This window comes from Exiguobacterium sp. s56, assembly GCF_018618255.1.
GTDB lineage: Bacteria > Bacillota > Bacilli > Exiguobacteriales > Exiguobacteriaceae > Exiguobacterium > Exiguobacterium chiriqhucha.
The window spans coordinates 37939-51406 of record NZ_JACSLR010000013.1 but is presented as its reverse complement, the minus strand read 5'-3'; the positions used below and the strand labels follow the sequence as shown (position 1 = coordinate 51406).

General features: G+C 51.0%; 12 protein-coding genes and 1 riboswitch. Of the genes, 8 read left to right on the top strand and 4 right to left on the bottom strand.

The genetic code is table 11. The annotated features are described in order from the left end of the window. Positions 1-414: 414 nt before the first annotated feature. Complete coding sequence (locus KNP71_RS12230) at positions 415-942, bottom strand: gamma carbonic anhydrase family protein (RefSeq protein WP_029596089.1); 528 nt, start codon at positions 940-942, stop codon at positions 415-417. A 120-nt stretch (positions 943-1062) separates the two neighbouring features. On the opposite strand from KNP71_RS12230, the gene ade reads away from it, so the two are divergent. From ade to KNP71_RS12215, 3 genes are all read left to right on the top strand, one after another. Continuing rightward, complete coding sequence (gene ade / locus KNP71_RS12225; protein ID WP_058765696.1) at positions 1063-2772, top strand: adenine deaminase; 1710 nt, start codon at positions 1063-1065, stop codon at positions 2770-2772. Positions 2773-2889: 117 nt separating this feature from the next. Further along, a complete protein-coding gene (locus tag KNP71_RS12220) occupies positions 2890-3174 on the top strand; it encodes a hypothetical protein (RefSeq protein ID WP_138859995.1) in 285 nt (94 codons plus the stop codon). Between the two features lie 57 nt (positions 3175-3231). Next, positions 3232-3406, top strand: a riboswitch (Lysine riboswitch). Positions 3407-3519: 113 nt separating this feature from the next. Further along, complete coding sequence (locus KNP71_RS12215; protein ID WP_214799614.1) at positions 3520-5112, top strand: Na+/H+ antiporter NhaC family protein; 1593 nt, start codon at positions 3520-3522, stop codon at positions 5110-5112. Positions 5113-5225: 113 nt separating this feature from the next. On the opposite strand, the gene KNP71_RS12210 is transcribed toward KNP71_RS12215, so the two are convergent. Further along, positions 5226-6854, bottom strand: a complete 1629-nt coding sequence (locus tag KNP71_RS12210; RefSeq protein WP_214756700.1) for a peptide ABC transporter substrate-binding protein — start codon at positions 6852-6854, stop codon at positions 5226-5228. A 224-nt stretch (positions 6855-7078) separates the two neighbouring features. On the opposite strand from KNP71_RS12210, the gene KNP71_RS12205 reads away from it, so the two are divergent. Beyond that, entirely contained in the window at positions 7079-8482 is a 1404-nt protein-coding gene (locus tag KNP71_RS12205) for a basic amino acid/polyamine antiporter (RefSeq protein ID WP_214799611.1), read from the top strand. Between the two features lie 41 nt (positions 8483-8523). On the opposite strand, the gene KNP71_RS12200 is transcribed toward KNP71_RS12205, so the two are convergent. Then, complete coding sequence (locus KNP71_RS12200) at positions 8524-10566, bottom strand: EAL domain-containing protein (RefSeq protein WP_214799609.1); 2043 nt, start codon at positions 10564-10566, stop codon at positions 8524-8526. 156 nt (positions 10567-10722) lie between these two features. Here KNP71_RS12200 and KNP71_RS12195 point away from each other — a divergent pair, with 156 nt between their 5' ends. The 3 genes from KNP71_RS12195 to KNP71_RS12185 all read left to right on the top strand — a co-directional run bounded on the left by KNP71_RS12195 (position 10723) and on the right by KNP71_RS12185 (position 12763). Beyond that, the gene (locus KNP71_RS12195; RefSeq protein ID WP_029596085.1) at positions 10723-11925 is read left to right on the top strand and encodes an ornithine--oxo-acid transaminase; all 1203 of its coding nucleotides are present in this window, start codon (positions 10723-10725) and stop codon (positions 11923-11925) included. Positions 11926-12014: 89 nt separating this feature from the next. Further along, a complete protein-coding gene (gene crcB / locus KNP71_RS12190) occupies positions 12015-12422 on the top strand; it encodes a fluoride efflux transporter CrcB (protein WP_214799607.1) in 408 nt (135 codons plus the stop codon). Beyond that, a complete protein-coding gene (locus tag KNP71_RS12185) occupies positions 12419-12763 on the top strand; it encodes a fluoride efflux transporter FluC (protein WP_214799605.1) in 345 nt (114 codons plus the stop codon). Before crcB ends, KNP71_RS12185 begins: the two co-directional genes overlap by 4 nt. Positions 12764-12798: 35 nt before the next feature. On the opposite strand, the gene yhfH is transcribed toward KNP71_RS12185, so the two are convergent. Continuing rightward, complete coding sequence (gene yhfH, locus KNP71_RS12180) at positions 12799-12957, bottom strand: protein YhfH (RefSeq protein WP_021065246.1); 159 nt, start codon at positions 12955-12957, stop codon at positions 12799-12801. 146 nt (positions 12958-13103) lie between these two features. Here yhfH and KNP71_RS12175 point away from each other — a divergent pair, with 146 nt between their 5' ends. After that, positions 13104-13466 (top strand): ArsR/SmtB family transcription factor, encoded by a 363-nt coding sequence (locus KNP71_RS12175; protein WP_214830776.1) that lies wholly within the window; start codon positions 13104-13106, stop codon positions 13464-13466. Positions 13467-13468 lie beyond the last annotated feature (2 nt).

Sequence of the window (13468 nt, the reverse complement as noted above, 5' to 3'; positions counted from 1 at the left end):
GACCGGGCCAATCTTTATAGGTCAATGAGACTGAGCCGTTCATGTGAGCGCTCGGTTTATTTTTTTAACTTGGCTGCAAGCCAGTCTTGAATGACATTCGTTGGAATCATCGTGTTCACGTTCCCTCAGTTTTAATTTCTTTCTCTATATTATTATCCAATTGCAGTCGTTCCCAAACCTCTCGATGTGTACCTTGTAGCGTATCATCGAACGAATCCTCGATATGCAGGCAATAACTTGGGTTAACGGACGAAGCGTACAAGTCTAACATCAGTTCGGCATGATTTGGATACATACAAATTGGCCCCTTTCGACACGTCGGCTTGACTACATCCTCAGTATACAAAGGAAACATAAAGAAAAATCGGGGAAATCGTTAACATTTTATGAATCTTGTAAACGCTTTCACAAACTTTATGTGGATGTCAGTGGTTCACACGTCTGTCTGTACTGCTCGGCTCGTTTCGCATATTTGTTGACGGTCCGTTCCATGATGAAGCGATCTTCGTCGTTAAGCGGACGGACGACTTTGGCAGGGACGCCCATGACCATGACGCCTTCCGGAATTTGCATGTTCGGTGTGACGAGAGCACCAGCGGCGATGAACGAGCCCTTCCCGATTTTTGCACCGTCGAGAACGGTGGCATGCATCCCGATGAGACAACCTTCTTCAATCTCACAGCCGTGAATCATCGCCATATGTCCGATGGAGACGCGGTCATGAATGACTGTCGGGGAACCTTCATATTGGTGGACCATCGATCCGTCTTGGATATTCACGTAAGAACCGATGCGAATCGGTCCCTCATCGCCTCGAATGACCGTGTTGAACCAGACGCCGGAATGGGCGCCGATGGTGACATCACCGATCACGTGGGACCCAGGTGCGAGAAAAACCGTCTCGTCAACTTGCGGCATCAATTTGCCTAATTTGTACTGCATAAGTGTAACCCCTTTCAAACAGATATGCTTTCATTGTCGCATAAGTTGAAAAAGAAATTGCGCCTGAAAGATTATTCTTGTTAAGATAGTAAAAATACGTAGGAAAAAGGAGACACACAGATGGAGAAACAACATTTGATCGACATCGCGGCGAAGAAAAAGAAAGCAGCGGTCGTCTTTAAAGATGTGGCGGTCATCGACGTCTACAGTCGTGAGACGATTCGCACGGATGTCGCTATCGATGCGGGATACATCGTGGCCATCGGGGACGGTTACGAAGGGGAGACGGAATACCACGACCCGTCCTGGACGCTCGCACCGTCGTTCATCGATTCACACGTCCATATTGAATCATCGATGGTACCGCCTCACGAGTTCGCCAAGGCGGTCCTGCCGCTCGGAGTCACGACAGTCATCGCCGATCCGCATGAGATTGCGAACGTCAACGGGGCGCTCGGAATCGAGTATATGTTGGCGGATGCCAAAGGCTTGCCGCTCGATGTGCGCATGATGCTCCCAAGCTGTGTGCCGGCGACACCGTTCGAGCACGCAGGTGCGAAGCTATACGCCGAGGACTTGGCACCGTTTTTAGGAGATCCGGGCGTACACGGTCTCGGCGAAGTGATGGACTATCCGTCCGTCGAGTCGGGTAGTGCGGATATGCTTCAAAAGATCGCCCAGACAGAACTTGCCGGAAAAGTCGTCGACGGTCATGCCTCAGGTCTTGGCCCGGATCAGTTGAACGTGTATCGCACGGCCGGCATCATGACCGATCATGAGTGTACGACGGCTGAGGAGGCGCTCGAACGGGTGCGTCGCGGCTTTTACGTTCAAATTCGTGAAGGGTCGGTTGCCCGGAACGTGGAAAAAGTCAGCCGGGCCATCACGGAGAGCAACGCCCACCGGTTCTTATTCTGTACGGACGATAAGCATTTGGACGATCTCGTCGTTGAGGGTGGGATCGACTACAACATTCGCATGGCGATTAAACAAGGCGTCAAGCCAGAGACGGCCTATGCCGTTGCTAGTCTGCACGCGGCCGAGGCGTATGGACTAACCGACGTGGGTGCTATCGCCCCGGGCAAGCGCGCGAACTTTGTCATCTTGTCAGACGTCGAATCGGTAACGATTGACACCGTCTACGTGAACGGGAAAGTCGTCGCTAAAGATGGTAAGGCGACGTTCGAGGCTGACGGGATTGAAGTGCCGAAACCGATGAAAGGTGAGCTGAAGCTGCCGGACTTGACGGCTGATTCGTTCCGTTTGGCCGTGAAGGAAGAAGCGGTCGATGTGATTCAAGTATTGCCGAATAGTCTCTTGACGAAACGGGAGCGACTCGTCTTTCATCCGGATGCTTCTGGTGCCGACCTCAAGCAAGATATCGCCACGCTCGCCGTCATCGAACGCCACCACGGGACGGGTCATATGGCCCTCGCACCGGTAACCGGTTTCGGCTTGAAACGAGGGGCGCTCGCGGCCACGGTCGCGCACGACAGCCATAACCTCGTCATCGCCGGGGTGAGCCCGGACGATATGTTGCTCGCTGCCGAGACGCTTGAAAAAGTGGGCGGTGGGGTCGTCGCGGTGTCAGAAGGCAAGGTGCTGGCCGTCTTACCGCTTGAAATTGGTGGACTCATGACGAAACGTCCTTATGCGGAAGTGGCGGACGTGCTCGAACAGTTGAACGATGCGCTCGACGTCGTCGGGGCCCATCGTCACTTCAACCCGTATTTGACGATGTCGTTCCTGGCGCTTCCGGTCATCCCGGATTTGAAATTGACCGATATGGGACTATTCGACGTGACGACGTTCTCATTCATCGAGTCGTAAGTCAGTCTAACGTATGATTTTTGTTAAGAACGACCCGAAACGATTGAACGCTCTTGGTTAAGTTGGTATAGTTACGACAAGTTTCATCGGTACAAATGGAAAGGGGGGATATAACAGATGGAACAAGTTGCTTACAACAGGTCGTATGATGAACATGAGGATTTGATCAATTCTGTGTATCGTGCCTTCCAGGATCGATGTGAAGAATTGCCTGACGAGACGCGGACGAAACGGCGGTTGCGTCAACTCGTCTTACTGACGATTAAAGACCATACATCGTCACACGCCGAACGATTCGTCTTGTATCATTTCTTTAGTGATTTCTTTAAAGCGGTCGAGTCTGACGATCAAGCCGCACTCGCTGTGTTAAAACAAATCATCCGAGATGAAAAAAACTATTGATTAGTCACTATGACCTATGATAATTTAGACGTAACTTTAAATGAATATTCGTGCTATCGATGAGGTAGAGGTGCGATGCTGATGAGTAAGTAGTCCGAGGATGACAACGGTGAAGACTACAGAAAGGCAAGATCGCCGAAGTGTAAAGTCATGTCTCTGACTTTGTGCTGGGCTGACGGGAAATACCCGTCAGACTGCCATACATATTTACGTATGGAGCGCTCCAAGTCGGCTAAGAAAGACGGAACATCCAGCGAGGGTGTCGGCTTTGTTGCCGATGCCCTCGCTTTGCGTTTTTTTAAGCATAGGGGGGCCTCATCTCAAATAGAAGAGGAGGAAATCAGCATGGTAGATTATTCAACTTCGGTACTATCACTCGTACCGGCTTTACTCGCCATTATTATGGCCATCACAACACGGAAAGTCATTCCGTCACTCGGTGTCGGGATTATCGCAGGGGTGCTACTGCTTCACAATTTCAACCCGCTCGAATCGATTCAGTATTTATGGTCAAACATCATTGCGCTATTTTGGGCGGATGGGGCCATCAATGAATGGAACGTGCTGTTAATCGCGTTCTTGCTCTTGCTTGGGATTTTGTCATCGATCATCCAAACGTCGGGCGGCGCCCGCGCGTTCGGAGAGTGGGCCGCTTCAAACGTCAAGACAGCCCGCGGTGCTCGTCTCGTCTCGTTCGGACTTGGGATTTTAATTTTCATCGACGATTACTTTAACAGTTTAGCCGTCGGGAACATCAGCCGACCGCTCACAGACCGTAAAAAAGTATCACGTGCAAAACTCGCCTACATGATTGACTCGACTGCCGCACCGGTCTGCGTCATCAGCCCGCTCTCGAGTTGGGGAGCTTATATCATCGCCATCATCGCAGGTATCCTGGCGAAGTATTCGATTGATAGCTACTCATCGTTCTCAGCGTTCATCCAAATCATCCCGATGAACTTCTACGCGGTATTCGCGCTTCTCTTGACGGCTTACGTCGCCTACACGGGACTTGCCATCGGACCGATGCGCACACATGAACTCCGTGCCCTCCAAGGGGAGCTCTACGATACATCGAAAGGTGCACCGATGGGGATGAGTGAAGACTTGAACGAACATGAAGGTGGAAAAGTACGTGACTTGATCGTTCCGATTATCGCCTTGATTATCGCGACGGTGTCGGCCATGCTCTACACGGGCGGACAGGCGCTTGCCGCTGACGGTCAGAGCTTCTCGTTGATCGGAGCGTTCGAATCAACAGACGTGACACGTTCCCTGGTAACGGGTGCTGTCATCAGCTTGATTGTCGCCCTCTTATTGTTGATTGGCCGCAAGATTCCGGCGAAAGACTATGGACAAGCGACATGGGGCGGAATTCGCGCCATGTGGCCAGCAGTGCTCATCTTGTTGTTTGCTTGGACGATTATCGCCGTCATCGGTGACATGAAGACAGGTGACTACTTGGCAAGTTTCGTTACGGATTCGATTTCACCATCTTACTTGCCGTTCCTCTTGTTCATGATCGCCGGTCTCATGGCGTTCTCGACAGGAACGAGCTGGGGGACGTTCGGTCTCATGCTTCCAATCGGAGCCGATTTGATTATGGCAGTCGAGCCGGAGCTCTTGCTTCCGACACTTGCCGCTGTTCTCGCCGGAGCGGTGTTCGGAGACCACTGTTCACCAATCTCGGATACGACGATTCTCAGTTCGACGGGTGCTGGATCGCACCATATCGACCACGTGTTGACGCAACTTCCATACGCGTTGATTTCAGCGGGCGTGGCAGCTGTCGGATATTTGGTACTCGGTGTTTCGGGATCGATGTGGATTGGATTCTTTGCAGCCCTCGCGACGTTCATCGTGGCTCTCATCATTGCACAAATCATTTCAAAACGCGGACGCGTACCAGCCGATATGCGGGCTGAGCGCGAAGCGTAATCATCTAGATAGGGGACGTACCACAACTTCGTGGTACGCCCCCTTTTTTTGCGTCACAACGGCATAGCCCCAACAAACAAACCCTGCCGCAAGCAAGCGGCAGGGTTTGTGGGTTAGTTGACGTCCAACCATTTGAAGCTAGCGTCAGCTCCGAACGGGTGGCGGTACATGTTTTCGATGTTTGAACGCTCAAGGTAAGCTTCACCTTTTTGGTAAATCGGTGCGATCGCGAAATCATCTTCGAGCAAGATGCGTTCGGCTTCTTGCATCGCTTCCCAACGTTTCATTTGATCGGCTTCTTGTTTCGCGCCTTGAATCAACTTGTCGTACTCGTCGTTCGAGTAAGCCATGCGGTTGAACGGACCGTCTGTGACCCACATGTCGAGGTACGTCATCGGATCTTGATAGTCAGGGCCCCAACCGGCAGCGGAGACGTCATAGTCGCCAGCGCCTTCAAGTTCAAGGAAGTTTTTGAACGGCTGTTGCTTAATGTTAATTGTGAGGCCAGGAAGGTTCTTCTCGAGCTCACCTTTGATATACTCGTTGACTTTCTTGAACGCTTCTTCGTCACGTGAGAGGAACTCAAGTTCGATTGTCTCGACACCGAGTTCGGCAAGACCTTTCTCCCATGCAGCTTTCGCCTCGTCGACGTTATAGCTTTGAAGGTCTGGATACTTCTCACGGAAGTCAGCTCCATCTTCTGTGAACGTGAAGTCTTTCGCGACGATATAGTTGGCCGGCTGTGAACCGTCCGTCAAGATGACGTCTGTGACGCCTTGCTTATCGAAGCCTTTTGCGAGTGCCTCACGAATGTTGACGTTTTGAAGTGATTCGTTCTTCTGGTTGAAACGAAGGAAGTTGATTCGTGCGTCGGCACGTGTCTTGAACTCATCCGAGTCTTGGAATTGTGGAACGAATTCAGATGACAAGAGCGTGTAATCGACTTCGCCCGATTCGAACAAGTTGACGCCCGTCGCGACTTCTTTAACGACCTTGACGTTGATCGTATCCATCTTGACGTTTTCAGCGTCCCAATACTCAGGGTTCTTTTTATAGACCCAACCTTCATTGTCTTGCCAGCTATCTAACACGTATGGTCCGTTGTAAAGTGTCTTATCGACAGCTGTCGCAAACGACTCGCCTTGTTCTTCGACGAACTCTTGCTTTTGCGGCATGTACGTCGGGAATCCTGTCAACCCGAGGAAGTAAGGGGCAGGTGCCTCCAATTGTACTTCGAGTGTCTTCTCATCGAGCGCTTTCGCGCCAAGCGTATCGAGTTCTTCTTCGCCTGCGAGAATCTTATTGGCGTTTTTCAAATCTTGAAGGATATACGCGTACTCGGCACCTGTCTCAGGATTGAGGGCACGTTTCCATGAGTAGACGAAATCTTCAGCTGTGACCGGTGAACCGTCTGACCAGTTCGCGTCACGCAATTTGAAGGTGTATGTAAGTCCATCTTCTGAAATTTCTACGTCTTCAGCAATTCCCGGTACCGGTTGGTTATTTTCATCCAGACGATACAGTCCCTCGAAGACGTTGTTCGTCACGATGATTGACGTCGAGTCCGTTGTGAGCGTCGGATCGAGCTGTGGTAAATCTGTCGCCGAGACGAGCGTGATTTCCTTTTTCGCATCACTTGATGAAGATCCTTCAGACGAATCTGTTGTTTCTTCTCCGCCGCCACATGCTGCTGTCGCAAGCAAAGCGACACCCGATAAAGCTAACCATTTTTTGTTGCGCATTGTGTTACCTCCCGAAAATTCTGATTGTTTCGAATATATTGCAATTAAACTACAAACAAGATGAATGCGCAATAAAATTTTTTAAATTATTCGAAAATATAAACATTAGCAAAATACCTATCTAAACACCATTAGTTTCAGTAGAATAAGGAAATCATCGAATGATTATACATTATCGATGTATAGTTATTCGTCAGACGTCAACTTTTTGTGGAGGGTTTTAAATGAAGTCACAGTCAGCCGGAATCGGCTTTTTTGGGCTTGCTGCCATGGTCGTTGGAACGATGATTGGCGGAGGCGCATTTAATTTACCGGGAGCGATGGCACAAGGTGCTGGAGTCGGTTCGGTGTTAATCGGATGGACGATCACCGGTATCGGGATGGTCATGCTCGCGTTCGTGTTTCAATTTTTAGCCAATACACGTCCTGAACTTGAAGGTGGGATTTACGCCTATGCGAAAGAAGGATTCGGCAAGTTTGTCGGATTCAATAGCGGGTGGGGCTACTGGATGTCGGCGTGGATCGGGACGGTCGCGAACATCACGTTAATCTTCAGCACGCTCAGCTACTTCTTTCCGATCTTTTCGGCCGAGCACCGGACGTTCCGCTTACTTATGAGCGCGGTCGTCATTTGGGGGCTGTTTTGGATTATCTCGCGCGGTATGAGAGAAGCGGCGCTACTCAATATCGTCACGACGATCGCAAAACTTGTACCCATCTTTTTGTTTATTGTCCTCATCTTGTTTGCGTTTCGAATCGATACGTTCCAAATCGACTTCTGGGGTCAATCGGGATTCAGTTGGTCACAGGTGTTCCCGCAAGTGAAGTCGACGATGCTCGTGACGCTTTGGGCGTTCGTCGGGATTGAAGGGGCGGTCGTCCTATCATCACGTGCCCGCCACAAACGAGACGTCGGTCGGGCGACGGTGATCGGACTCGTCGGAACGCTTGTTATTTATATGATGATCTCGATTTTATCGTTCGGGGTGATGACCCAGGAACAACTCGCGGCACTTTCGGAACCGTCGATGGCGTACGTGCTCGAGGTCGTCGTCGGACCAGTCGGTGCGACCATCATCAACATCGGACTACTCGTCTCGCTCTCGGGTGCCCTGCTCGGGTGGACGATTCTCGCGACGGAGATTTCGTACGTCGCCAGTCGTGACGGCGTGTTTCCGAAACTGTTCAATCGGCTCAATCGAAATGAGACGCCGGTGAGTGCCTTGTTCATCACACAAGCGTTCACGCAACTCGTCACTATCATCGCTCTCTTCTCGGAACAGACGTACTTGGTGCTATCGAGCATCGCCGGCATCGCGGCGCTCGTGCCGTATTTGTTCTCGGCCTTGTTCGGTTGGAAAGAGGCACGGCGGACCGGAACACGCCCGATGCTCGTCATGTCCGGGATTGCGACCGTTTATGCGGCCTGGCTCCTTTATGCGTCAGGTGTCGAGTATATGCTCATCGCCATGATTTTGTACGCGCCGGGCGTGTTCGTCTTCATGTTGGCCGAACGCGAACAAGGCCGGCCGTACCTCAGCCGGTTGCAATACATGATTGCGGTCGTCATCCTCTTGGCAGCCACGTACGGTGTCTATGGACTATGGACGGCGACGATTAGCCTATAATAAAAAGTCATCGTACGTCGGGAGACGCGCGATGACTTTTTTCATTGACTGTTGTCCGTCAATAAGCGAACGACTTCAATTGGAGGGAGCGGCTTGGCGTACAAGAACCCTTGGAACGAGTCGCAAGCGGTTTGTTTCAAGTGGTCGAGCATCTCTTGGTCCTCGACACCCTCGGCCACGACGTGCAGATTCAGGCTCTTGCCGAGGTGGACGATGACATCGAGTAAGTGTGACTTCGACGTCAACCAATCATCGAGGAAGACTTTATCGATTTTTAGCTCGTCGACCGGGAACGACTTCAAGTATTGCAGTGACGAGAAGCCGGTCCCGAAGTCGTCGATGGATAGGCGATAATCGAGACGTTTGATTTGATCCATCCGGGCGATAATCTCGTCCGTCTGCTGCATGACGAGACTCTCGGTAATCTCGAGGATGATGTCAGACGGGTTCAAATTGAGCTGTTGCTTGATATTACGGAGCGTATTGATGAAGCTGTCGCTCCGGAATTGATTCGGTGAAATGTTGACGGCCATCGACAACGGGCGGTCGACGAGTTGCTGCCAGACTTTCAACTGTTTGGCCGCCTCGAGAATGACCCAGTTGTTGATTGGGACGATGAGTGCCATCTCCTCGGCGAGCGGGATGAACTCTGAAGGTGGGATTTGTCCGAGTTCATCATGATGCCAACGGAGAAGCGCCTCGAACCCGATGAGCGTGTCAGTCTTTAACTCATATTTTGGTTGATATTCTAAATAGAAGTGTTTTTCTTCAAGTGCTTGATAAAGTGCTTTCTCGATATGGATTTGACGTGAGAACGCATCGTCCATATCTTTCGTGACGAACTGGATTGTCCCGACACCGATTCGTTTGCCTTTGAACAGGGCGCTCTCGGCGCGCGTGTACAGTTCTTCTAATGAAGACGTGGCGGACGGATAGAAGACGCACCCGATGGAAATCGATACCATGATGGAGTGATGATAAATCCGGAACGGACGCTGCAATTCATGTTGCAGTTGGCGCAGCAACTGGAATACTTCTTCTTTCGACTGTTCAAAGAAAATCAACCCGAACAAGCCACCCGACGGATGGAACATGACGCTCGTCTCAGGCAAGAACTGCGCAGCCCGGTCCTTGATTTGAAGGAGCAATTCGTTGCCGACGCGTGAACCGAACGATTCATTGATGATTTTGAAGCGATCGATATCGAACAAGGCGACGTGAACCAAGCCATCTCCTTGATCGACATCCGTCAACACGTGGCTGTACTGACGGAGCCATCCTTTCTTGTTCAAGAGTCCGGTCAAGTCGTTATGGTACGCGAGATAATTGACCTCTTGCTCGAGTCGCTTTTTATCTGAGACGTCAAAGCCGAAGGCGGTATACTGTACGATTTCGCCTTCATCACTCAAAATCGGGACGACCGTCAAATTGAGCCAACACATGTTGCGGACATGCCGCTCGGAACGGACGGGCATTTCACCGTTCCAGATGCGGTCGGTCGTAAGTGCTTGAAGCACGTCCTCGGCAAGCGGATGATTCTCAAATGACGGATGGATGAGCTCGAACCAGTTACGACCGATGAATTGATGATCGGGTGCGCCGATTAATCCGCATAGCAACGGATTGATTTCTGTAATCTCGCCGTAAGCGTTTGTTGCCAAATAATACGTCGATTGTTCAATCATCGCTTGAAAGTGGTGAAGCAGATTGAACTGTTCCGTGCTGATGAGCGGCCCAAACCCTTTCGGCAGGAACGCAAGGAAGTACCCGGTATAGTCGTTGATGAAAAAAGATTGTAAATAAGCAGTCGCATAGACGACTGATCCGTTTTTATGTTTGAACGGCGTCATCGCCGTCGTCGAGAACGGATATTGAAGGAGCATCGGTGACCAGGATTCAAGCGCATCCTGTAAGTGTTGGACAACAGGGAGCGGATGGTGAAGCACCTCGTCTCGTCCCCATCCGAACAGCGTTTCCGCATATTCGTTCCACAGCAGGACGTTGCCATCGAGATTGATGTAACAGCATGGGACAGATAAAGCATCGATAAACTCGTCAATCGGCAAATCACGCAATGAAGCCACATTGTTTCCTCCAATCTACATCAAATGAATCGTATTCTACGTTCAGTGTACCTTATTTTGCCAAACCGAGGAATGGGCAAGTTGGTCGTTGTCAAAAGAAAGACGGTCATCATATACTGAAGGAGTAAGTTAGTTTTTTGATAAGGGGGAAATCAAATGTCAAAGACACAAGAAGTGATTGAATTGACAGAGAAATTCGGGGCGCACAATTATCATCCACTTCCAATCGTCATCTCGGAAGCGAAGGGGATCTGGGTGACAGATCCAGAGGGGAACCGCTACATGGATATGTTGAGTGCCTATTCGGCCGTCAACCAAGGTCATTGTCATCCGAAAATCATTCAAGCGCTTAAGGACCAAGCCGATAAAATCACGCTGACGTCACGTGCGTTTTACAATGATCAACTCGGTCGTTTCTACAAAAAAGTGGCAGCGCTTACAAACAAAGAGATGGTGTTGCCGATGAATACAGGTGCGGAAGCGGTCGAAACGGCTGTCAAAGCGTCGCGGCGCTGGGCGTATGAAGTGAAACAAATCCCAGGTCAAGCGGAAATCATCGTCTGCTCGGGCAACTTCCACGGCCGGACGATGGCGGCGGTGTCGATGTCGACAGAAGCGGAATACCAACGTGGATTCGGACCGCTATTGCCAGGGTTTAAAGTCGTGCCGTACGGTGACATCGATGCGTTCGAGGCGGCCATCACTGAAAATACGGCGGCGTTCATCGTCGAACCGATTCAAGGCGAAGCCGGCATCATCATCCCACCGGCTGGTTACTTGAAACGTGCCAGCGAGTTGTGCCAACAGCATAACGTGTTATTTGTGGCCGATGAGATTCAGTCAGGGCTCGGTCGCTCAGGCAAATGGTTCGCCATCGAATGGGAAGATGTGGAGCCAGATATGTATATTCTCGGAAAAGCGCTCGGGGGCGGCGTGTTCCCGGTATCGTGTGTGGCGGCCAATGAAAACGTCTTGAGTGTATTCAATCCAGGCTCACACGGTTCGACGTTCGGAGGGAATCCGCTCGCGGCGGCCGTGTCGATCGCGTCACTCGAAGTGTTAGAAGAAGAGCAGTTGCCACAACGTTCTCTCGAACTCGGGACATATTTCATGGACCGTTTGAAATCAATCGACAATCCGCTCATTAAAGATGTGCGCGGTCGCGGTCTGTTCATCGGGATCGAATTGACGGAAGCAGCCCGTCCATACTGTGAGGCGCTTAAAGAACGTGGCCTACTCTGCAAAGAGACACATGAGACGGTGATTCGATTGGCACCACCACTCGTCATCACGAAAGAGGAGCTCGATGAGGCGTTCGAGGCCATCTCGGCCGTGTTCGCACCAGCAGCTATTTCGTGATCACGCATCGCTTGGTATAATGGTTACAGACTCAACACCTGTCTCGCGACGTGCGCGCGGCAGGTGTTTTTTTGAAGGGAGGCCTGGCGATGCTATATGTATACGTCGGTTTGGCAGGAGCGCTAGGTGCCTTGGCACGTTATGGGATCGGCACGGGCATCGAGACGTTTTGGGTCGGTATGTTTCCGCTCGGGACGCTGCTCATCAATTTATCAGGCAGTTTCGCGCTCGGTTGGCTGACACACTTCTTGTTTCGGTCCGGACGACTCTCCCCGAGTGTCGTCACCGCGGTCGGGACAGGGTTCATCGGCTCGTTTACGACGTTCTCGACATTCAGTGTGGAGACGATTGAATTGCTAGAGGCTGACGCATTCGGTTCAGCTCTGCTTTATGTGACGCTCAGTCTCGGACTTGGGCTGTTCAGTTCATGGCTCGGATTTTGGTTTGGGCGGCGACGGTTCGATCGGGCTGTCATGCGAGAGGGGGGAGTACGATGACGCTTCTCGTCATCATGATCGGCGCGTTCTTCGGGGCGATGGCGCGATTCGGGGTCGGTCAGTTCGTCAAAACCCGGACGACATCGGCGTTCCCGTGGGCGACGCTCATCGTCAATGTGACTGGTTCGTTTGGACTTGGGTATTTATACGGGGCGAGTGTTCACCAAACGCTCATGCTCGGACTCGGTGTCGGCTTTCTCGGTTCGTTCACGACGTTCTCGACGTTCAAGCTCGAAGTGATGCGGTTCGTCGCCAAAGACTGGCTTCGTTTCGGGATGTATTTGCTTGCGACCTATGTACTTGGTCTGCTGGCGGCCTATCTCGGTTATCATCTGCCATGAAAAATCCCTCGGAAACTTGTTCCGAGGGATTTGCTTTATTCGCTAAGTTGCAGTTTTTCAGCACAGGATGGGCACGTGTTCTCGTAAGACTCGCACTGCTCATCCATCTGTTTCCCGCATTCTTGACACGTCTTGTCCGGTAACTTCCGATAAAATTCGACGGAAGATTCAAGTCGGCTTGCCCATTCATTCATTGTAACTGCCCCCTTTATTTAAGTAACGTAGCTGTTATGTTGTTTTGATTGTATTATAACAGTGGTGTATAAGTCAACAATAATATATAACAGATTTATAAATCGGATTTTGTTAGAATGAGAGTACAGAAAACGAGGTGAGACGGATGAAAGCACCCCAGTGTGAAACAATCGCCATTCAAAGTGAAGATGTGACGGTGTTACAACGGGCACTGACAGACCTAGATGTGGTTCGAGTCAGCCGATTGTTCAAGGCGTTCGCCGATCCGACCCGGCTTAAAGTGTTGTACGTCCTGACGTTAGAACGGGAACTGTGCGTCTGTGACGTGGCGGCCGTGATCGGACATTCAAACGCGACGGCGTCGCATCATTTACGGACGTTGCTCGAGCAAGGGCTTGTCAAATATCGAAAAGAAGGAAAAGTAGTCTACTACTCACTCGACGATGATCACGTCCGGCTACTCGTCGAGATCGCGATGGCCCACAGTGCCGAACAAATTGATGCGTGACA